The following is a 21,351-nucleotide window of genomic DNA, read 5'->3' as shown; positions in this document are numbered from 1 at the left end:
GAGGTGCCGCATGAGCCACGACGTCAAGAATTACCTGCCGAACGATGAGACCCTGCGCCGGGTCGCGGATCAGGACGCCTCGGACGAGGACATGCGCCGCGCCATCGAGAACCCGCGCCTCCAGGACGTGCTGACGCAGCAGGAGGCGGCGCAGCAGCAGGCGAAGCGCGGCGCGCGAGGGGCGGCGAAGGCCACGCCCGCGGCGGTGCCGGCGACGGCCACGCCCGGCGCCGCGGGGGGCGCGGCGACGGCGCGGCCTCCGGCGCGACGGTGGCTCCGGTACGCGCTGATCGCGGTGGTCGCGGCGCTCTGCGTCCTCGTTCCGACGGCGCTCGCCTTCCTGGCCGGGAAGAAGAGCGCCCAGGAGGACGATCGCGGCGGCGCCATCGCCCCGCCGGCGCCGCCGGGCGCGGCGAGCTCGGCGCCGGCCCCGAGCGCGCCCGCCTCGACGGCTTCCCCGAGCGCGTCCGCCTCGGCACCGGTCGCCCCAAGCGCGCCCGCCTCGGCGTCTGCTCCGAGCACGCCGGCCTCGGCCCCGGTCGCTCCGAGCGCGCTGACCGCCCCGAGCACGCCGGCCTCGGTGCCCGCGGCACCGACGGCACCGGCGACGACGCCGCGGGGCGGCTCGCCTCGGGCGCCGCCGAACACCCAGCGTCCCCCGGCGCCGCGCTCCTCCGCCGCGTCCCGGTCCGCCCCGGCAACGAACGTCCCCGTGCAACCTCCTCCGCCCTTCGGAGACAAGCCCGAGTTCTAGAGCCTATGAAGATCCATCGACCGATCGCCCCCCTGCTCGTCGCCGCGCTGCTGCTCCCGCCCGCGACAGGGAGCGCCGCACCGCCCACGGCGGGGAGCCCCGCGCCGACCACGCCGCCGAGGGCCGCTCCGCCCGCGCCGCCGAAGGAAGACGCCGTGTCGGCCACGGCACGCGACCTGTTCGCGAAGGGCGTGGAGGCGTGGAACCAGCGACGGTACGAAGAGTGCCGCGCGTCGCTCCTCGCAGCGTGGAGCATCAAACCGTACCGGCAGATCGCGGGCAACCTGGGAGCCTGCGAGATCAAGCTCGGACTCTACCGCGACGCCGCCGAACACCTGTGGCACCTGACCCAGCCGACCCCCGACGGGAAGCGCTCCGAGCTGAGCCAAGAACACCGCCGCCTCTTCGACGAGGCGCTCGCCAAAGTCGCCGCGGTCAACATCGACGTCGAGCACGGCGCGACCGTGCTGATCGACGGCAAGACCGTCGGACAGGCGCCCCTCTCCGCACCCGTGTACCTGGAACCCGGCGAGCACTCGCTGGAAGCGCGGACAGGAGCAGGCGCCACCACGCAGATCTCCGTGCGGTTCGACGCGGGGACGCAACGCAACCTCACCCTGCACCCGCGGATGCCGAAGGCCGCGGAGGCTCCCTCCACGCCGCACGACACCCGGCCGGCAGCGCCACCGCCCGTCGCGGCGGCCCCGCCGCTCGCGCCGCCGCCGCCACCGCCGGACACGCGGGTGCGCGACGGCGTCGTAATCGGCGGACTCGCCCTCGGCGGCGTGGCGCTGGCAGCAGGCGTGGTGCTGGCGGTCGTGTCGAACGGCAAGAGCGAGGAAGTGAACGATGCAACCCGGTCCATCGCAATGAACGGCGATGCGAACGCATGCAACGACCCTGCGTTCAGGGCGCGCTGCGATGCGCTCGACGACGCCTACATCGCCGAGGGGACGACGCGGAACCTCTCAATCGCTGCGTTGGTGACCGCGGGCGCCGCGATAGGCGGCGCGGCGCTCACGTACGCGTTGTGGCCGGACGAAGCGCCGCGGGTAGCGGCCTCACGCGGCGTGCGTATCGCCCCGGCAGTCACGGCGCAGAGCGCCGGGCTCTCGATCGGAGGTGCGTTTTGAGTGAGCACCCGGCGGAGCGAGCGACGACTTGGCAGGACCACAGGAAGAGGATGATGCAACGCATGCGCTTGAACGGTGTCGTTGTCGTGCTGGCCGGCCTCGCGGTCGCCGCCAGCATAGGGTGCGGCACACTGCCGTCGGACTGCCCGCACCGATTCCGGTGCGCCCCAGCGGATGGAGGAGGCGGCGGTGGCGGCGAGGGGGGCGGCACGCCGGAGAGGTGCGTGCCGAGCAGGAGCGGCGAGGCGGTGGACGACCCGTGTGGGGTGTTCGTAGCGGCAAGCGGAGACGACGCTGCGCCGGGGACGAAGGACGCGCCCGTCAAGACCATCCAGCAGGCCGTGGCGCTGGCGCAGCAAGAGGGCGCCGCGCGAAGAGTCTACGCGTGCGCCGAAGCGTTCGAGGGAGCGATCGAGTTGTCCGGCGGCGTCGCCCTCTTCGGAGGGCTCGACTGCTCGAGCGGCTGGGGTTGGATCGGCGAGACGGACAAGACGATCCTCACCGCCCCCGACGGCGAGATCCCGCTCGTGATGCGCGGCGGCGACGGCGCGGTGCGTGTCGAAGACATCCACGTCACCGCGCGCGCCATCGACACGAGCAACGAGGCGGCACGGGGCCTGTCGTCCATCGCCGCGCTCGCCGAAAGCGTCACCGTCGAGATGGCGCGCTGCACGCTCGAGGCGGGCGATGCAGCGGACGGCACCGACGGCGAAGCCTATGCAGAGGCCGCGCTTGCCGGCGAGCAGGGCAACCCGGGCAGGGAGGCGTGCTCCGCCGAAGCAACACTGGGAGGCCTCGTCAAGCGGAATGAGTGCGGCACGCCGGACGACCAAAGCGACGATTCCACGGGCGGCACCGGCGGCATCGGGCAGTTCGACAGCGGCGGTGGTGGAGACACCGGCAAGCCGGCGGGGGCAGTCAACGGCGGCATGGGAGAAGACACAGACGTCTGCACCGCCGGTACCGCCGGCGCCGAGGGCACCAGCGGCGAGCCCGGCCCGAGCGCCACCGGCCTCGGGGCGCTCTCCTCCTCCGGCTACGCCGGCCTCTCCGGCACCCCCGGCGCGCCGGGTACGACCGCCCAGGGCGGCGGCGGCGGCGGCGGCGCCAAGGGCGGCACCGCCGCCAACCAGTGCGCCCCCGACTCCGCCGGCGGCGCCAGCGGCGGCTCCGGCGGCCCCGGCGGTTGCGGCGGCAAGGGCGGCCTCCCCGGCGGCCCCGGCGGCGCCAGCATCGCCCTCGTCAGCCTCGACGCCGAGCTCACCTTCACCGACGTCTCCCTCAAGACCGGCCGCGGCGGTCGCGGCGGCAACGGCGCCCCGGGTCAACAGGGCGGCGCCGGCGGCCTCGGTGGCCCAGGCGGCACCGTGCCGGATGGCATCCAAAACCTCAACGCCGGGTGCGCCGGCGGGCCGGGTGGCAAGGGCGGTAACGGCGGCATCGGCGGCGGCGGCCTCGGCGGCCACTCCCTCGGCATCGCCTTCCGCGGCACCCCGCCCCCCGCCGGCGGCCTCACCATTGCCACCGGCGAGCCCGGCAACGGCGGCAACGGCGACGGCGACAGCGCCGCCTCCGGGCTCAAGGCCGATACGCAGGAGTTCGCGCAGTAACGGTGCACCGACGGGCGTGCCGGAGAGAAAAAACGCACTGTTCTCAACAAAATCTGGCAACAAACGGCGCTTATCGGCAATGACTCGTGGCGAGGAGGGTTCTCCCTTGGGCACGCGCATTGGGCCTTCACGCACCTCGCTCGGTGCGGTAACAGCCCAATCGCACCTTGCGTGCCGCAGGTCGCACCCTGCGGGGTGCGACTCGGCGGGTCAGCCGGCAACTGCCGGTTGGTGGCCGATGGGCAGCCGGAACAATTCTCCACCCACGAAAGTGGCCCGAGACCGGTTCAGCCCCGCTTTGTCGATGGGCGCCGCGCGCATGCGCGGGTGCCGCCCGCGCGCCGATGGTGCCGCCCGCGCGCCGATGACGCCGGACGCTGCCAGAAATCGTCAGAGACCGTTGCACTTTCCTGAGCCGATCGGCGCGCTCGATCGGATCTCTCTGTAGAGCCGACGCGCACCGCTGCGGTGCCCGCGAGTGCTGCCTCGCGTCCCAGACCGGCCCAGGAGATGTCTCGTGCGCAAACCCGCCTTGGGGGGCCCCACACGACGACGCACCCCTCCCGTCCGGCGCGCAGCGCCGGACCTGGGAGGGGCCGGCGGCGCGCAGGCGCGAAGCGCCGAGCACCGACGGGGGGTGGGCAGCCTTCTTCTCTGCATCTCCTTCTCTGCATCTTTTATGAACAAGCCGGAGCTCATGCGCCCATGAAGCTCCATCGTTCGATCGCCTCCCTGCTCGTCGCCGCGCTGCTGCTCCCGCCCGCGGCAGCGAGCGCCGCACCGCCCACGGCGGGGAGCGCGGCGAGGGTGGCCACGGCGAGCGGCGTCCTCGTGTCGCCGACGCCCTGCAGCGCCGCCGCCGCGGCGGCCTCGACGAACACGAGCGGGAGCGCCGGAAGCACGATCCCGAGGTACGCGGCCGCCTGCTCGATGACCGCCCCGCCGGCGCGCGGGAAATGCGCGTGATCGCGGGCCAGGCGAGCCGCCAGACCTGCCCCGCCAGCGCCGCCCATTCCCGCGCAGCGGGGGCGGCGCGCTGGGCCGCCAGGGAGCGTGTCGCGGCCACGCGGCTACCGTAGCGCCGAGCCGGCGCCCGTCGAGGCGAGCGACCAGGCGGCACGGCGACCTGCGCCGGGCGCGGCGATCGGGTCGGTCTCGGCGTACGGGTCCGCGGCGCGCCGGCCCGCGCGCGAGGTGTCCGGCGTGCGCCCCGGCGACAGAGGCTATTTCATTGCAAGTGCATCTTGATTGCATTACATCGAGCCCACGCCAGGCCGGGGCCCGGCCGATGGCGCCGCGGTCGCGGGCACACCTCGTTCACCCGACGCCCCACGCGCGACGGGCGCGCCCGCCCGCGCCGGAGCGCCCGGCGCTGGCGAGAGAGGATCTCGACGTGACGCAAAAGCTCCCTGTGACCGTGCTGTCCGGCTTCCTGGGCGCCGGCAAGACCACGCTGCTCAACCACGTCCTCGCGAATCGCGATTCGATGCGCGTCGCGGTGATCGTCAACGACATGAGCGAGGTCAACGTCGACGCCGCGCTCGTGCGGGGCGGCGCTGCCGCGCTGCGCCGCGTGGAGGAGCGGCTCGTCGAGATGTCGAACGGCTGCATCTGCTGCACGCTGCGGGAGGATCTCCTGGTCGAGGTGGCCCGCCTGGCGGCGGAGGGGCGCTTCGACTACCTGCTGATCGAGTCGACAGGCATCTCGGAGCCGCTCCCGGTCGCCGAGACGTTCACCTTCGACGATCCGGCGACGGGCAAGCGCCTCTCGGAGGTCGCCCGGCTCGACACGCTCGTCACCGTCGTCGACGCGCAGCGGTTCCTCGCCGACTGGACGAGCGCCGACGACCTGCGCGCGCGCGAGGCCGCGCTGGACGGCGACGACGAGCGCACGGTCGCGGATCTGCTCGTCGAGCAGGTCGAGTTCGCGAACGTGCTCGTGCTCAACAAGACGGATCTCGTGAGTGATGACGAGGTCGAGCGGCTCACGGCGATGCTGCTGCACCTGAACCCCGGCGCCCGGATCGTCAGGGCCTGCCGCGGCCGTGTCGATCCTCGCGAGATCCTCGGCACCGGGCGCTTCGATTTCGAGGAGGCGGCGCGCTCGCCCGGCTGGATGCGGGAGCTGCGCGGGGAGCACGTCCCCGAGACCGAGGCGTACGGGATCGAGAGCTTCGTCTACCGCGCGGAGCGCCCGATGCACCCGGAGCGACTCTGGGCCTTCCTCCACGGGGCGGCCGCCTGGGATGGAGTGCTCCGCTCGAAGGGGTTCTTCTGGCTGGCGACGCGCATGGACATCACAGGCGCCTGGTCGCAGGCGGGCGGCGCCGCCTCGTTCGAGGCGGCCGGGCTCTGGTACGCCGCCTTGCCGGAGGAGGAGCGGCTGGACGACGACGGGCCGGGCGCCGTGTGGCATCCGGTCTGGGGGGACCGGCGGCAGGAGATCGCCTTCATCGGCGTCGACATGGCCCGAGAGGAGCTCACGCGCGGGCTCGACGCCTGCTTGCTCACGCCGGACGAGATGGCCGCGGGGCCGTCCGCGTGGAGGCGGTTCGAGGATCCCTTCCCGGCGTGGGAGGACGCGAGTGAATCGAGTGAACAGGAGAGCGAGGCCGGGCAGGTGTAGTAGCAATAACCCGTCCCTGCAGACGAGACGAGCTTGATGGTATCTCGCACGAGGTGCCCTCCTTGTCGCCGATCGGCGTCAGGTCGCGCTCCGCGGCGGCGGCGGATCGCCTGACGTGCTGGATGCAACACCATTACTTCGACCCTGCCGATGATTCAAATAGATTGCATCAGCAGCGAAGACTCATGACATCTCGTCCCATGAGTCTTCGTCGCGGCAGCGCTTCGGTTGCACCGGGCTCCCCGGAGCGAGGCGCCCCTGCGAACAGGGTCACCCGTCCTCACGTCGAGTCGGCATTCCCTCCAGAGATCGCCGCTGCGCGGCGTTCAGCCGGATCCCCGGCCGTCGGAGCCGGAGCTGGGCCTCCGCCTCGCTCACGCTCGCGGCGAGCCCCCGGTTCAACAGCAGGGCTGCCGCGATCGTCGCCGAGCGACCATGGCCGGACGCGCAATGCACGTAGATCGCTTCCTTGCCGTGCAGTCGATGGATGAGCTCACGCAGCGCGCCCGCTTCGGGGCCTGTGCCGTCGAGCACCGGCACGCACAGGTAACCTGGATGGCGGCGCATCGCGGCGGCAGCGGGAAACTCCGCCGTCATGTCCACGATCACCCGTACGCCCTCCGGGAGCTCCTGGCCGCAGGGGCGCCGACCGACCCAGAGCCCCGGCACGACCTCGTTCGCGCAGTCCTCGCGCCCGAGCAGGCGCTCGCCGTGCCATATCGACCACGTGAGCAAGAAGTACGGCGCGAACAGCAGCCAGGCCCACCACGCGAGCGTGCCGTCGACCCGCTTTCCTAGCAGGGCGGGCTTGCGCGCCAGGTAGGCAGCGCCGACGAGGGCGAAGCTCAGCGCCGGCCAGAGGAGGGCGAGCCCGGCGCCGCCGGCCACGACGGCGAGCCACAGGAGCGACGCGCTCAGCGCGATGAACAAGGAGCCGTAGCGCATCGAGCGGCCCGATCGTACGGCCCGGGCTCAGCCGGCGCGAGCCTGCCGCATCACGGTCGCGAGGACGCGCTGCGCCACGCGGCGCATCATGGAGCGGAGTGTGGCTTTACAGAGCGCGCGAAGGGTGAATCATGCGGTCGACGCTGCGCGACTGCGGGATGGCCTTCGACACGGCACTCACGGTGCCCCGGGGCGTTCCCGCGGAGGCAGCGACGAGAGAAGTGTTGACGCGATTCCAGGATTGCATCGAGAGTGCGTGGGCGGACGCGCAAGGCGGCGCGGCCCTGGCATCGCGATCGACAGGACGACCCTGTAGGGAGGAGCGGACATGAAGCTGTTTCGGTTTGCGAGCGGTGGCGGTCCTCGGCTCGGGCTCGAGGACGAGCGGGGAGCGCGCCACGACCTCACGGCGGCATCCCCGGAGGCGTTCGCCTCCGTCGCCTCGTGGCTCGCCTTGCCGGATCCCCTCGGCGCGGTGCGCGAGGCGCGCGCGCGCGCCGCGGCCCACCCCCTCCCGCCCGACGTCCCGCTGCTCGCCCCGATCGACGGGCAGGAAGTCTGGGCGGCAGGCGTGACCTACGAGCGCTCGCGCGCCGCGCGCAAAGAGGAGAGCGCCGGCGGCGGCGACTTCTACGACCGCGTGTACGAGGCCGATCGCCCCGAGCTGTTCTTCAAGGCGACGCCCCGCCTGGTCGTCGGCCCGGGCGCGCCGGTCCGCATCCGGCGCGACTCGAGCTGGAACGTGCCCGAGCCGGAGCTCTCGCTCGTCGTTTCCACGGCGGGCCGCATCGTCGGCTACACGGCCGGCAACGACGTCTCGTCGCGGTCCATCGAGGGCGACAATCCCCTCTACCTGCCGCAAGCGAAGGTCTACGATGGCTGCTGCGCGCTCGGCCCCGCCATCGCGCTCGCGGACGAGCCCGGGCTGGACCTGCGCGCGCTCTCCATCGATCTCGCGATCCGGCGCAGGGGCGAGGCGGTGTTCACGGGGAAGACCTCGACCGCGAGCATGCGGCGCTCGCCCGAGGAGCTCGTCGGCTACCTCACGCGCGAGCTGAGCTTCCCCGCGGGCGTCGTCCTCATGACCGGGACCGGCATCGTGCCGCCCGACTCGTTCACCCTTGAGCCCGACGACCTCGTGGAGATCACGATCCACGGCGTCGGCACGCTGGCGAACCCCGTATCTCCACGTTGACAAGGCACCCCATGGAATTTCTCGCCCACAACGCCGCGACCGGGGAAAAACTCGGCGCCTACCGTGACGCCACCGCCGACGAGATCGACGCCGCCGCCCGCGCCGCCGTCGCCGCGGCGCCGGCCCTCGCCGGCCTCGCGCCGGAGCTGCGCGCCCGGCTCCTGGAGACCGCCGCCGACGAGCTCATGGCGCTCGGCGACCCCCTGATCCAGACCGCGCACAGGGAAACCGGGCTGCCCGTCGCCCGCCTCGAAGGCGAACGCGGCCGCACCACCGGCCAGCTGCGCCTCTTCGCCGCCGTCGTGCGCGAGGGCTCCTGGGTCGATGCCCGGATCGATCCCGCGCTGCCCGACCGCAAGCCGCTCCCGCGCCCCGACCTGCGCCGCATGCTGCGACCGCTCGGTCCGGTCGCCGTCTTCGGGGCGAGCAATTTCCCCCTCGCGTTCTCCGTTGCCGGCGGCGACACCGCCTCCGCCCTCGCCGCGGGCAACCCGGTCGTGGTCAAGGCCCACCCGGCGCACCCCGGTACCTCCGAGCTCGCGGCCTCGGCCCTGCGCTCCGCCGTGCAGAAGGCGGGCCTGCCCGCGGGCGTGTTCGGCATGGTGCACGGCGCCTCGCCCGAGGTCTCGCTCGCGCTGGTGCGTCACGAGGCCATCCAGGCGGTCGGCTTCACCGGGTCCACCCGCGCCGGCCGCGCCCTCTGTGACGCCGCCGCGGCCCGCCCGCGGCCCATCCCCGTCTTTGCCGAGATGAGCAGCATCAACCCGCTCGTCGTGCTGCCCGGCGCGCTGCGCGAGCGCCGCGACGCGATCGCCGAAGGGCTGATCAACTCGTGCACGCTCGGCGTCGGCCAGTTCTGCACCAAGCCCGGCCTTGTCCTCGGGCTGGCCTCCCCCGAATGGGACGCGTTCGCGCGGTCGGTCGCCGACCGAGCCCGCGCCATCACGCCGGGTGTGATGCTGCACGCCGGTATCCAGGCGTCGTTCGATCGCTCCGTGCGGGAGCTGAGCGGCGTGGAGTGGCTGACCGACACCGGCGCGCGCGTCGCTCGCGTGTCCGCCGCCGACTTCGCGCGGGAGCCGCACCTCGCGCACGAGATCTTCGGGCCGTACACGCTGCTCGTCACCGCTTCGGACCGCGGAGAGCTGCTTCGGCTCCTCGACGGGCTCGAAGGCCAGCTCACCGCCACGCTTCACGGGACCGCCGACGATCTCGCCGCCGCCCAGGACCTCGTCGATGTCCTCGGCCGCGTCGCGGGCCGCCTCCTCTTCGATGGCTACCCGACGGGCGTGGAGGTGTCGCCCGCCATGCACCACGGCGGGCCGTATCCAGCGAGCAGCGACGTGCGCTTCACGTCGGTTGGAACCGCGGCCATCCTCCGCTTCGCGCGCCCCGTTTGCTACCAGTCGTGTCCGCCCGCGCTGCTCCCGCTGGAGCTGCGCGACGAGAACCCGCTCGGGATATCGCGTCTCGTCGACGGCCGCGCCACCCGCGACCCCATCGCACCACGCGCATGAGCCACGATCCGGTTTTCGAGTCCGGCAGCGAGGCGATCTACACCCTGCGCACGACCGCGCCCGGACCGTCGGGGCGCCTCCCGCTCGGGGCCGAGCAGCTGCGCGCCATGTCCAGCGGCGAGCTGTTCGGCTGGACGCAGAATGCCGGGATGGGGTGGGATCCTGCGCGCCTGAACGGGAAGCAGTTCCTCGTGCTCAGCACGCAGGGGGGGATCCGCGCGCCCGACGGCACGCCGATCGCGCTCGGGTACCACACCGGGCACTGGGAGGTGGGCCTGCTCATGGAGGAGGCCGCACGCACGTTCACGGCCGGCGGGGCCGTCCCGTTCGCCGGTTATGTCAGCGATCCGTGCGACGGGCGGACCAATGGCACCGTCGGCATGCTCGACAGCCTCGCTTACCGCAACGACGCCGCCATCGTCTTTCGACGACTGATACGCTCGCTGCCCACCCGCCGAGGCGTGCTCGGCGTCGCCACCTGCGACAAGGGCCTGCCGGCCATGTTGATGGCGCTCGCCGGCACCCTCGACCTCCCTGCGGTGCTCGTGCCGGGAGGCGTCACGCTCCTCGCGGAGGAGGCCGAGGACACCGCCAAGGTCCAGACCCTCGCGGCGCGCTATGCGCGCGGGGAGGTGAGCCTCGATTACGCCGCCGAGATGGGCTGCCGCGCCTGCGGTTCCCCCGGCGGCGGCTGCCAGTTCATGGGCACGGCCGCGACGAGCCAGGTGGTGGCGGAGGCGCTCGGCCTCTCCCTCCCGCACGGCGCGCTCAGCCCGTCGGGCGCCGAGATCTGGCGCGACCTCGCCCGCCGCTCCGCGCACGCGCTCATGGCCCTCGAGCGACGTGGCGTGACGACGCGGGACATCGTCACCGACGACTCGGTCCACAACGCCATGGTGCTGCACGCCGCCGTCGGCGGGTCGACCAACCTGGTGCTGCATGTGCCGGCGATCGCCCACGCGGCCGGGCTCCGGCGCCCCACGGTGGACGACTGGGCGCGCGTCAACGCCCTCGTTCCGCGGCTCGTGGACGTGCTGCCCAACGGGCCGAAACACCACGCCACGGTTCAGGTCTTCCTCGCGGGAGGCGTCCCGGAGGTCATGCTCCACCTGCGCGAGCTCGGCCTGCTGCGGCTCGGCGCGCGCACCGTCAGCGGCCTTCCCCTGGGCGAGAACCTCGAGTGGTGGGAGCGCAGCGAGCGGCGCCGGCGGCTGCGCGACAAGCTACGGCAGCTGGACGGCATCGACCCGGACGACGTGATCATGTCCGCCGGGAAGGCGCGCGAGCGCGGCCTCACCAGCACGGTGACCTTCCTGCGCGGCAACCTCGCGCCCGAGGGAGCGCTCGTGAAGAGCACCGCGATCGCCCCCCAGGTGATCGGACCGGACGGTGTTTATCTGCACGAAGGGCCTGCGCGCGTGTTCGGCAGCGAGGACGCGGCGATCGAGGCGATCAAGACGGGCGCCGTGCGACCGGGCGACGTGATGGTGCTGATCGGCATCGGTCCCGGTATCGGGATGCCGGAGACGTACCAGATCACCTCTGCCCTCAAGCACGTGAAGGAGGGGCACCGTATCGCCCTGGTCACGGACGGTCGTTTCTCCGGCGTCTCCACCGGGGCGTGCGTCGGCCACGTCAGCCCGGAGGCGTGGGCGGGCGGCCCCATCGGCCGCGTGCGCGACGGCGACCGCGTGAGGCTGCGGATCGACACGCGCAGGCTGGAGGGGACGGTCGACGTCGTGGGCGTGGAGGACGGCGGTCTTGCCGCCCGTCCGCCCAATCCAGCCCTTCAACCGGACGGCCGAGTGAACCCGGATACGCGGTTGTGGGCTGCGCTTCAGGATGCCAGCGGCGGCAGCTGGGGTGGTTGCGTCTATGATGCGGAGCGCATCATCGGGCTCCTCGGTCGCGCCATCGCCGCGGAGCGGAGCTCCTCTGGCACATAGGCTTTTGATGTAGTGTTATTTTTCCAGGAGGAAGGCGTATCGTGCGAGGTTTCATCATCCAGCCAACGTGTGCAGCGTGGCTGTACGATGTGAACGGTCACAACGAGGAGCTTGACTTCCGGATCGCGTTTCGATTTCCTAAGCCTCGAAACCAGAAGATCTCTCGTGGTAGGCCCCACGAGCGTCGCCGATCGCGTCATTGAATTTTGAGGGCGCTCGCGGAATCCGCGTGGTGCCCCGGGAATGACGCGCGACACCGTCGCTCGCCAAACGCGAATCGTTTGTACCCCAGTGCTTTTGCCGCGAGCGACGCGGCGGCACGCAGACATTGCCCTCGTGGTCCGTGAGGGCGAGAACGTGACGACGTGGGATGGGCCGTAGAGCTCTCGATTCGACCACGTCTCTTTGCTCGAAAGGTAGCGGCACGATGTCGATTGGCCAGTTGAAGTCACGTGGATCGGCGCGGCGCGCAATGGCGGTGTTGAGCTGCGCGCTCGGGCTCTTGGGTCTGTCTGGTCTGCCTGCTTGCAAAGACAAGCCCGACAGCGCTCCGGCCGCAGCAGGCTCCGCCAGCGCCGCGGCCGCGCAGGCGCAGGCGCCGAGCGGGCAAGGGCCCAAGGTCGTGCCAGGGCCCGGCTATAACCCCGAGTGCTTCGCGCCGTGGAAGCAGGACACCAAGTATCTGCAGTGGACGGCGCGAAAGCCGCCGTTCCGCCTCGCGCTCGTCAACGGCTACGTCGGTAACGCCTGGCGCATCCAGATGGTCAAGACGGCCAAGGCCTTCGCCAAGGATCCGGCCATCGCGCCGCTGATCAAGGAGTTCAAGATCGTGTCGACCGGCACCGACGTCGCGGCCCAGCTCGGCGCGATCGAGGACTTCATCAACCAGGGCTTCGACGGCATCGTCACGCTCGCCGTCAGCCCCGACGGCTTCGATCGCGTGATCCGGCTCGCCGACAAGAAGGACGTCATCCTGGTCCCGTTCGACAACGTGCTCGACACGGACAAGGTGATGCAGGTCAACGAGGACCAGCTGGCGATGGGGCGCCAGTGGGGCGAGTTCCTCGACAAGCAGCTCGGCGGGAAGGGCAAGGTGCTCGAGGTCCGCGGCCTGCAGGGCAACTCCGTCGATCGCGACCGCCACGTCGGCTTCCGCCAGGTCATGGAAGCGCCGGGGAAGAGCTACACCATCGTGGAGGTGGTGGGCAGCTGGGACGACGGCAAGGCGCAGAAGGCGGTGGCCGACGCGCTGGCCGTGCACCGCCAGTTCGACGCGCTCTTCGCGCAGGGCGGCTCGACGGGCGCCGTCCGCGCGCTGCTCGACGCCGGACACAAGCCGATCCCGGTCGCCACGGAGGCCGAGAACGGCGTGCGCAAGCTGATCGCGAAGCACCACGAAAAGGGCATGAAGGGCCTGTCGCTCGGCCAGTCGCCGGGGCTCGCGGCCATCGCGATGAAGGCGGCGCTCGAGGGCCTGCAGGGCAAGGTGATGCCGCAGATGATCTCCGTGCCGATCCCCGCCGCCGATCACACGACGCTGAAGGACGGCGAGAGCTTCTTCTCCCAGCTCTCCGACAACTTCTTCACGCCCAACGAGTTCCCGCCCTGCGGGGTCAACATCTCGGGCGTGAAGATCATGAACGAGTCGGAATCCGACGTGAAGTAGACGTGAAGTAGACGTCAAGTACACGTCAAGTACACGTCAAATAGACATGAAGTCGCGCCCCGCGGGCGCCCCAGCATCATGATCGAACCGGTGAGCCCTCCGCTTCTCGAGCTCCGGGCCGTCTCCAAGCACTACGGCGGGGTCACCGCCCTGAGCGGCGTCGACTTCGCCTGCGAGCCGGGGAAGGTGCACGCGATCCTCGGCGAGAACGGCGCGGGCAAGAGCACCCTCATCAAGATCATCGGCGGCGTGGTCAAGCCGAGCGCCGGGGAGCTCTTGCTCCGCGGCAAGCCGGTCCGGTTCGACCACCCGATCGAGGCGAACGCCGCCGGGATCGTCTGCGTCTTTCAGGAGCTGTCCCTGATGCCGACGCTGACGGTGGCCGAGAACATCGGCATCACCATGCCGACGAGCCGCCTGGGGCTCTTCGATCGCAAGGCGCAGGTCCGCAGGGCCGAGGAGCTCCTGGCGCGCGTCGGCTGCGAGGGCGTGAACCCGAACGCCTGGGTGAGCGACCTGCCGCTCTCGCGCCGCCAGATGGTCGAGATCGCGAAGGCGCTCGGCAAGGACCCGCGGCTGCTGATCCTGGACGAGGCCACCTCCGCGCTGACCCACAGCGACGTCAAGAAGGTCTACGAGCTCCTGGCCGAGCTCAAGGCGCAGGGCGTCGGCATGCTCTACATCTCGCACCGCATGCACGAGATCAAGGAGCTCGCGGACGTGATGTCGGTCTTCCGCAACGGTCGGCACATCGAGACCTTCGCCAAGGGCCAGCGCAGCGACGACCAGATCGTGGAGCTCATGATCGGCCGTGACATGGGTCACGTCTTCCCGCCGAAGCCGGCGGCGCGCAGCTTCCCGGCGACGCTGCTCGAGGTGAGCGGCCTGAGCTGGGAGCGGCAGCTCGAGGACGTGTCGTTCAAGCTCGGCAAGGGCGAGATCCTCGGCATCGGCGGGCTCGACGGCCAGGGCCAGCGCGAGCTGTTGCTCGGCTTGTTCGGTGTGCTCAGGGATGTGCGCGGCGAGATCAAGATCGACGGCAAGCCGGTCAAGCTGACGAGCCCGCGCCAGGCCAAGGACCGCGCGCACGGCATCGCCCTCGTGCCCGAGGACAGGAAGACCGAAGGCCTGATGTTGCCGATGGCCATCGCCGCGAACCTGTCGCTGGCGTCGCTCGACAAGTTCACGCGCGGCGTGGTGATCGACCGCCGGCGCGAGGCCGAGCGCGTCGACGAGGTGGTGCGCCGCATCCAGATCAAGATCGGCTCGCTCGACCACCCGGTGTCGTCGCTGTCCGGGGGCAACCAGCAGAAGGTCGTGCTGGCCAAGTGGCTGATGACGGAGCCGCGGCTGCTGATGCTCAACGATCCCACCCGCGGCATCGACGTCGGCACGAAGCAGGAGATCTACCAGCTGCTCCGCGAGCTGGCGGACGCCGGCACGTCCATCCTCTTCTACACCACGGACTACGACGAGCTGATCGGCTGCTGTGACCGCGTGCTCGTCCTTTACCAGAACCGCGTCCAGGGCGAGCTCGTGGGGCCCGATATCACCGAAAAGAACATCCTGGACCTGGCCCTCGGTCTGCGCGGCGGGCCTGAGCGCGCGAGGCGCGAAGACGAGCGCGCGCAACCGGAGGCACGATGAAGGACTGGAAGCTCCGCCTGCGCCAGAACCAGGGCCTGCTCGTGGCCGTCGGTCTGTGCGCCGTGTTCTACGGGCTCTACTCGCTGTCCCATCCCAAGGGCTTCAGCGCGTCGCTGGTGGGGCAGAACGCCAACGAGTCGTTCGTGCTGGTGGCGGCGGCCATGGCGCAGACGATCCCCGTGCTGACCGGCGGCCTGGATCTGTCCGTGGGCGCGGTGATCACGCTCGTCAACTGCGTGGCCTCGCACGTCCTCGCCGGCAGCGCGCTCACGATGTTCCTGGGCATCCTGCTGTGCCTGGCCGTGGGCATGGCGGCGGGCCTGCTCAACGGTTGCCTCGTGGTCTATGGCCGCCTGCAACCGATCATCGCCACGCTGGCCTCGGGCACGATCTTCCTCGGCGTCGCGCTGTTCCTGAGACCGACGCCCGGCGGCCAGGTCGACGGCGATCTGGCGTTCGCGGCCACCTTCGATCTCAACGAGCTGCTGCAGGTCGCGGGCGCCGCCCCCCTCGACGGCGCGCTGGGCTTCGTCGGCAAGATCCCGTCGCCCGCGGTCTGGATGGCGCTGCTCGCGCTGCTCTGGACCTACTACCGCCGCACCCGCTACGGCCTCGGCGCTTACGCCGTCGGCGCGTCGCAGGAGGCGGCGTACATGTCGGGCGTCCGCATCAAGCGCGTCAAGCTGGCCGCGTACACGCTGTCGGGGTTCTTCGCCAGCGTCGGCGGCCTCTACCTCGCGCTGCAGACGACGTCGGGCAACGCCGACATCCCGCAAGCCGGCTCGTACACGCTGAACTCCATCGCCAGCGTCGTGATCGGGGGCACCTCGCTGTACGGAGGGATCGGCGGCGCCATAGGATCGCTCTTCGGCGCGCTGGTGCTCCGCTCCGTCGCCTTCAACTTCCGCGTCTTCGACGAGGGCTCGGCGCTTGGCCTCCTCGCCAACCCGCTCTACCAGCCGCTGTTCGAGGGCCTCATCCTGCTCGCGGCCGTCTGCCTCGGCGCGCTCTGGGTCATCCGCGTCAAGAACCGGCTGCAGGTCTTCAGGTGAGCTCGATGCAACAGCCCCTCTCCCTCAAGAGCCGTCTCGGCGAGATCGACAAGCCGACCTGGTACGCGCTGCTGTCGATCGGCGTCGTCCTCGTGAGCGGCTCGATCGGCACGCTGGTCACCCAGGGCACGCTGAGCTTCCTGAGCCCGTACTACATCCTGCAACAGCTGCAGATCGCGGCCTTCCTGGGCGTGGCCGCCACGGGCATGATGTTCGTGATCCTGCTCGGTCACATCGATCTCTCGCTGCCGTGGGTGCTCACCTCGAGCGCCATGCTGGCCGCAGGGCTCGGCGGCTGGGCCGCGTTGCCCTACGGCCTGGCCGTCGGCGCCGCCGCGGGTCTGGTGAACGGGCTCGGCGTCGCCTATCTGCGCGTGCCCTCGATGATCTTCACGCTGGGCACGAACACGGTGCTTCAGGGGCTGATGGTGCTCTACACCGGCGGCTTCGCGCCGCGCAGCGAGGCGCCGGCGTGGATGGAGGTCCTGGCCGTGGGCAGGACGCTCTCCATCCCGAACTCGCTGTTCGTCTGGATCCTGGTCGGCGGCGTCGCCACCTTCGTGCTGAAGAAGACCGCGCTCGGTCGCTACATCTATGCCGTGGGCAACCAGGAGCAGGCCGTCTACCTCTCCGGCGTCAGAACGCACCTGGTGCTGATCGGCGCCTTCGTGATGTGCGGCGTGTGCTCCGCCATGACCGGTATGCTGCTGGCAGGCTTCTCGCACAAGGCCTACCAGGCCATGGGCAACGATTACCTCATGCCGGCCATCGCCGCGGTGGTGATCGGCGGAACCAACATCATGGGCGGGCGCGGGACGTACCTCGGTACCGTCCTCGGCACCATCCTGATCGTGCTGCTCCAGAGCATGCTCAGCGTGCTGCAGATGCCCGAGGCCGGCCGCCAGATCATCTACGGCGCCGTGATCATCGCCATGCTGCTCGTCTACGGCCGACAACATCAGGAGGGACGATGACCCGTTCCAGGACGCCTTGGGGCGCCCCGCTCTAACAGCGGTTTCCGCCCCCCTCTGCACCCTGCCGAGCAGAGCGACGGTCTCCCGCACAGGAGACGGGCCCAGATCGGCGTTTTCGGCGCGGAAGCGAACGAAGGTGCGCTGAGCACCGAAAACGTCGAGGTGGGCCCGTATCCGAAGCGGGTGACCGTCGCTCTAGCCGCGGGTGTTCAGGTAGACGGCGTAGAGCGAGGTCGTGCCGCAGATGAACAGGCGGTTGCGCTTGGCGCCGCCGAAGCAGACGTTGGACACCGTCTCGGGGATCAGCACCTTTCCGAGGAGCGCGCCGTCGCTCGCGTGGCAGTGCACGCCGTCGCCGGCCGACAGCCACAGGTTGCCGTGCACGTCGACGCGGAAGCCGTCGTACAGGCCGACCGGGCAGGTCGCGAACACCTCGCCGCCGGTCAGCGTGCCCTTCGCGTCGACGCGGAACTTGCGCACGTGGTGCGGGCCGCCCTTCACGTGCGTCACGCCGGTGTCGGCGATGTACAGCAGCGACTCGTCCGGCGAGAAGGCGAGGCCGTTGGGCTGCACGAAGTCGTCCGCGACGACCGTGAGCGCACCGGAGCCCGGGTCGAGGCGATAGACGCGCTGCGCGCCCTGCTCGCTCGGCGACGCGTCGCCTTCGTAGTCGCTGTCGATGCCGTAGCTCGGGTCGCTGAACCAGACGCTGCCGTCGGACTTCACGACCACGTCGTTCGGCGAGTTCAGCCGCTTGCCCTCGAAGTGCGACGCGAGCACCGTGCGCGAGCCGTCGTGCTCGGTGCGCGAGACGCAGCGGCCGCGGTGCTCGCAGGACACGAGGCGGCCCTGCAGGTCGACCGTGTGGCCGTTGGTGTTCATCGCGGGCTGCCGGAACACCGAGACCGAGCCGTCGGTCTCGTCCCAGCGCATCATGCGGTCGTTCGGGATGTCCGACCAGACGAGGTAGCGCCCCGCCGGGAACCACGCCGGCCCCTCCGCCCAGCGGCAGCCCGTGTACAGCTTCTCGACGTGCACGTGCGGGAGCGCGAGCTTGCGGAAGCGCGCGTCGACCACCTCGAAGCTCGGGGTCAGCTCGATGACCATCGGGATCTCCTACTAGAGCGACAAACGGGTTGAAACCACGAGAAAAAGCAGGAATTTTTACAGGGAGGCGGGGAGGCGGGGAGCGAGAGACGGCAAGAGGGAGAAATTTATTTCTTCTTCCTCCCCATCTCCCCGCCTCCCTGTGAAAATTCTCCGGGTTTCAACGTGATAGATGGGATGAGGCAGCCCAAGCGGCGCCTGGATCCACGATGCCGACCGCACCGACCCGTGCGTCTGCTCGACGCGTTCGCGCGGCGGGGCCTGCGAAGACAGCCCGCATCACCGTGGAGGTCGGCCCATCGGCAGCAGCAGAGCGTGCTGGAGTGCTCGGGGGGGTCAAGGGTTCGCGAGCGGAGCTCGCCGGCTCCGCCGCCCTTGACTCCCCCTGCGCGCTCCAGCCGGACAAAGCTGCGGGCGATGGGCGGACGGAGGCCTCCGGCGGGGGCTCCAAGCTCCGGAGAGCAGCGCGCAAGAAGGAGCCACTCGGAGCAGCAAGCAAGATGGCCGACCTCTCGCCTGCAGGGTTGCCTGCGGGCACCCCCACGCGTTCGAAGACGCAGTCGACGGGGGCCCAGGAGAGGTCAGCCATGCGAAGTGTAGCGCTGGATCTGGGGGTCAACGAGATTTCGTTCTGCGAGGTAGTGGGCGGGCAGGTGGCGCTGCGACGCACGGTCCGCTCGCTTGATTCGCTCCAAGATGTCCTCGGTCCGTCGTCCTCGCCGGCCCGGGTGGCGATCGAGGCGTGCCGGGAGGCCTGGGTGGCTCACGACAAGCTCCGCGACTGGGGCCACGACGTCCTGGTCGTCGACACCACGCGAGCACGTCAGGTCGGCGTTGGCCAGCACGGCCGCAAGAATGACCGCCTCGATGCCGAGGCGCTGGCGCGCGCCGTCGAGCGCGGGGGCATTCCGCTCGCTCACGTGCTTTCGCCTCACCGGCGGGCCATTCGCCACCAGCTGGCCGTCCGGCGCGCGCTGGTCGAGACGCGAGCCCAGTACGTCACCACCGTGCGCGGCATTCTGCGCGCCTGCGGACACAAGCTCGCGACATGTATGACCGAGGATTTTCTCGCGCGGCTGCGCGAGGCCTCTTTGCCAGCCGAGAGCCGTCAGCTGGTCGGGCCCTTGGTGATCACGCTGGAGGTGCTCAACCCCCAGATCGCGCTGGTCGATGCCGCGCTCGAGCAGCTGTGCGCCCACGAGCCGGTGATCGCGCGGTTGACCACGGCGCCCGGCGTGGGGCTGGTCGTCGCTGCCGCGTTCGTCTCGGTCGTGGACGAAGCCAAGCGCTTTCGCCACGCCCACCAGCTCGCCTCCTACCTGGGTCTGGTTCCCTTGGAGGACACCTCCGGCGGGCGCGACAAGCGGCGGCTGGGTTCGATCACCAAGCAAGGCAACGCGTACGTGCGCGTGCTGCTGACACAGGCCGCGCACACGATCCTGCGGCACAAGAACAAGAGCGGCGACGACCCACTGCGTCGATGGGCAGACGCCATTGCCGAACGCCGGGGTCGCCACATCGCCGTCGTGGCGCTGGCGCGGCGGCTGTCGGGGGTGCTGTGGGCCATGTGGCGCGACGGCACGCTCTACGACGCGCAGAGCGCAGCGGCTGCCTCGGCCAAGGGCCTGCGCCTGCAGGCGCAGTCGGTCGAGCAGCAGGCGCACGCCTTGCAGCGAGCCACGGTCAAGGCGCGCCGCCGGCAACGGTCCGTCGACAAGGGACTCAACGCCGCCACGGCAGCGGCTCCATCGAGGCCGAGCTCGACCTCAAGGAGGGCCTCGATGCACTGACTTCCCCCACACGGGGGACATGCGCCACGAGCGCGCCACGCCAGGAGCGTGAACGAGGGCTACGTGGATGAGCGCGGGAACACCGAGGGTGATCCGCCTCTGGGTGGAACACACCGTTTGATAGATTGCGCCTCCACGATCCCGTTTCGGACCCCAGCCTGCATCCAGGTCACCAGGGCGACCGCCGGCCTGTGAATGCGGATCGTCGATTGAGCCACAGCTCGCTCCTGCGCACGCGACGCGGCGCTCCAGCCCAACCGTAACGACGCCCGCCAGGGCGAAGGGAGACGCCCATGCCGAAACGACCTGCACTGACGACACCGAGCGCTACCGCTGCCGAGCCGAAGCCGGCCAGCCGCGGAAAGAGAGCGCTAAAGCCCTTGACCTCGGGGCTGCCTCATCGTCGATGTTCTAGCCGTTCCGGACTTGCCGCATCACCGTCGCGAGGACGAGCTGCGTCACGCGGCGCATGAAGCCGTAGTCGAGCGTCTCGGGGGTGTCCGTCGGGCGGTGGTAGTTCGGGTTGCGGAACTCGGCCGTGTCGGTCCAGAGCATGGCGGGGATCTTCGCCTTCCAGAACGGCGAGTGATCGCTCCGGTGGAGCACGGGGAGCCAGTCTTCGAGGCCGAGGTAGACCTTGAGGCCCACGACCGGCAGCTCGGGCACCATCACCTCTGCCTGCTTCGCGGCGAGCTCCACGAGGTGGTTCGAGCGCTGGTTCGTGAGCAGCCCGATGAAGTCGCCGACGTCCGGCGCGCCGGGGACCGGGACCGGCATCCGCTGGGATCCCGGCGCGTGGCTCGCGTAGCCGACCATCTCGAGCACGTGCACGGCGGCGATCGGCCCTCCGCCCTGCGAGCGATGGCGCGCCACGAACTCGACGCTGCCGAGCAGCCCGTCCTCCTCGCCGTTCCAGGCCACGAAGCCCACCGGCGGGGCCGGCTCGAAGCGCGAGAGCGCCCTGGCGCAGGCGAGCATCGCGGCGATCCCGCTCGCGTTGTCGTCGGCGCCGGGCGTGTCGGGCACGCTGTCGTAGTGCGCCCCGACGAGGATCATCGGGCGATCGACCGCGGCCCGAGGCGTCGCGACCACGTTCCCGAGCTCGCCCTCGATCTCGACGGCGTAGCCCCGCTCCTCCAGCGCGGCGGCGACGTACTGCGCCGCGCGGCGGTTCTCCGCGCGCTGGCGGAACATGTGCCGCGGCCTCGCGAGCGCGACGATCGCGTCGAGCAGCTCCGCCTCGCTGACCGACGCGAGCGCGTCGATCAGGCTGCCGTGACCGCCCATGGCCTTCGTGCGTCTCAGCTCCATCGCGGGGACTCCTCCTGCTACCGGCGGAGTGTAGCCGAGCCCCACCCCTCCCCTCACCCCGAGGCTCGGCCGCGGCAA

The 21,351-nt window shown here is 70.8% G+C and carries 16 protein-coding genes; 12 read left to right on the top strand and 4 right to left on the bottom strand.

Going from position 1 to position 21,351, the window contains the following annotated elements; translation table 11 throughout:
• Positions 1-10 precede the first annotated feature (10 nt).
• The 3 genes from WMF27_RS41710 (at position 11) to WMF27_RS41700 (ending at position 3,497) form a co-directional block, all read left to right on the top strand.
• Positions 11-754 (top strand): hypothetical protein, encoded by a 744-nt coding sequence (locus WMF27_RS41710; protein ID WP_437763329.1) that lies wholly within the window; start codon positions 11-13, stop codon positions 752-754.
• Between the two features lie 191 nt (positions 755-945).
• Positions 946-1,887, top strand: coding sequence for a PEGA domain-containing protein (locus WMF27_RS41705; RefSeq protein ID WP_437763330.1), 942 nt, complete (start codon positions 946-948; stop codon positions 1,885-1,887).
• 62 nt (positions 1,888-1,949) lie between these two features.
• Positions 1,950-3,497 (top strand): PGRS family protein, encoded by a 1,548-nt coding sequence (locus WMF27_RS41700; protein WP_437763331.1) that lies wholly within the window; start codon positions 1,950-1,952, stop codon positions 3,495-3,497.
• Positions 3,498-4,192: 695 nt separating this feature from the next.
• Here the strand turns inward: WMF27_RS41700 and WMF27_RS41695 are convergent.
• The gene (locus WMF27_RS41695) at positions 4,193-4,510 is read right to left on the bottom strand and encodes an MATE family efflux transporter (RefSeq protein WP_437763332.1); all 318 of its coding nucleotides are present in this window, start codon (positions 4,508-4,510) and stop codon (positions 4,193-4,195) included.
• A 380-nt stretch (positions 4,511-4,890) separates the two neighbouring features.
• Here WMF27_RS41695 and WMF27_RS41690 point away from each other — a divergent pair, with 380 nt between their 5' ends.
• Complete coding sequence (locus WMF27_RS41690; protein ID WP_437763333.1) at positions 4,891-6,123, top strand: GTP-binding protein; 1,233 nt, start codon at positions 4,891-4,893, stop codon at positions 6,121-6,123.
• A 270-nt stretch (positions 6,124-6,393) separates the two neighbouring features.
• Here the strand turns inward: WMF27_RS41690 and WMF27_RS41685 are convergent, their stop codons facing one another.
• Complete coding sequence (locus WMF27_RS41685) at positions 6,394-7,068, bottom strand: dual specificity protein phosphatase family protein (protein WP_437763334.1); 675 nt, start codon at positions 7,066-7,068, stop codon at positions 6,394-6,396.
• Between the two features lie 328 nt (positions 7,069-7,396).
• On the opposite strand from WMF27_RS41685, the gene WMF27_RS41680 reads away from it, so the two are divergent.
• The 7 genes from WMF27_RS41680 to WMF27_RS41650 all read left to right on the top strand — a co-directional run bounded on the left by WMF27_RS41680 (position 7,397) and on the right by WMF27_RS41650 (position 17,065).
• Positions 7,397-8,263, top strand: a complete 867-nt coding sequence (locus tag WMF27_RS41680; protein WP_437763335.1) for a fumarylacetoacetate hydrolase family protein — start codon at positions 7,397-7,399, stop codon at positions 8,261-8,263.
• Positions 8,264-8,274: 11 nt separating this feature from the next.
• Positions 8,275-9,780 carry an aldehyde dehydrogenase (NADP(+)) gene (locus WMF27_RS41675; RefSeq protein WP_437763336.1) on the top strand — a complete coding sequence of 502 codons (1,506 nt, stop codon included), beginning with the start codon at positions 8,275-8,277 and terminating at the stop codon, positions 9,778-9,780.
• The gene (locus WMF27_RS41670; RefSeq protein WP_437763337.1) at positions 9,777-11,726 is read left to right on the top strand and encodes a YjhG/YagF family D-xylonate dehydratase; all 1,950 of its coding nucleotides are present in this window, start codon (positions 9,777-9,779) and stop codon (positions 11,724-11,726) included. The genes WMF27_RS41675 and WMF27_RS41670 overlap by 4 nt, the downstream gene beginning before the upstream one ends.
• Positions 11,727-12,198: 472 nt before the next feature.
• Positions 12,199-13,392, top strand: a complete 1,194-nt coding sequence (locus WMF27_RS41665; RefSeq protein ID WP_437943491.1) for a sugar ABC transporter substrate-binding protein — start codon at positions 12,199-12,201, stop codon at positions 13,390-13,392.
• Positions 13,393-13,470: 78 nt separating this feature from the next.
• The gene (locus WMF27_RS41660) at positions 13,471-15,039 is read left to right on the top strand and encodes a sugar ABC transporter ATP-binding protein (protein ID WP_437763339.1); all 1,569 of its coding nucleotides are present in this window, start codon (positions 13,471-13,473) and stop codon (positions 15,037-15,039) included.
• A complete protein-coding gene (locus WMF27_RS41655) occupies positions 15,036-16,091 on the top strand; it encodes an ABC transporter permease (RefSeq protein ID WP_437763340.1) in 1,056 nt (351 codons plus the stop codon). Before WMF27_RS41660 ends, WMF27_RS41655 begins: the two co-directional genes overlap by 4 nt.
• A gap of 5 nt (positions 16,092-16,096) precedes the next feature.
• Positions 16,097-17,065, top strand: a complete 969-nt coding sequence (locus WMF27_RS41650) for an ABC transporter permease (protein ID WP_437763341.1) — start codon at positions 16,097-16,099, stop codon at positions 17,063-17,065.
• 195 nt (positions 17,066-17,260) lie between these two features.
• Here WMF27_RS41650 and WMF27_RS41645 read toward each other — a convergent pair whose 3' ends face one another.
• The gene (locus WMF27_RS41645; RefSeq protein WP_437763342.1) at positions 17,261-18,172 is read right to left on the bottom strand and encodes an SMP-30/gluconolactonase/LRE family protein; all 912 of its coding nucleotides are present in this window, start codon (positions 18,170-18,172) and stop codon (positions 17,261-17,263) included.
• A gap of 587 nt (positions 18,173-18,759) precedes the next feature.
• On the opposite strand from WMF27_RS41645, the gene WMF27_RS41640 reads away from it, so the two are divergent.
• Positions 18,760-19,962, top strand: a complete 1,203-nt coding sequence (locus tag WMF27_RS41640) for an IS110 family transposase (protein ID WP_437761397.1) — start codon at positions 18,760-18,762, stop codon at positions 19,960-19,962.
• A gap of 411 nt (positions 19,963-20,373) precedes the next feature.
• Here the strand turns inward: WMF27_RS41640 and WMF27_RS41635 are convergent, their stop codons facing one another.
• The gene (locus tag WMF27_RS41635; RefSeq protein WP_437763343.1) at positions 20,374-21,273 is read right to left on the bottom strand and encodes a M20/M25/M40 family metallo-hydrolase; all 900 of its coding nucleotides are present in this window, start codon (positions 21,271-21,273) and stop codon (positions 20,374-20,376) included.
• Between the last annotated feature and the right edge of the window lie 78 nt (positions 21,274-21,351).

This window comes from Sorangium sp. So ce281, assembly GCF_051527395.1.
GTDB classification, from domain to species: Bacteria; Myxococcota_A; Polyangia; order Polyangiales; family Polyangiaceae; genus Sorangium; species Sorangium cellulosum_B.
Note: the sequence above shows the minus strand (reverse complement) of the source record. Positions and strands in the feature narration are given on the sequence as shown.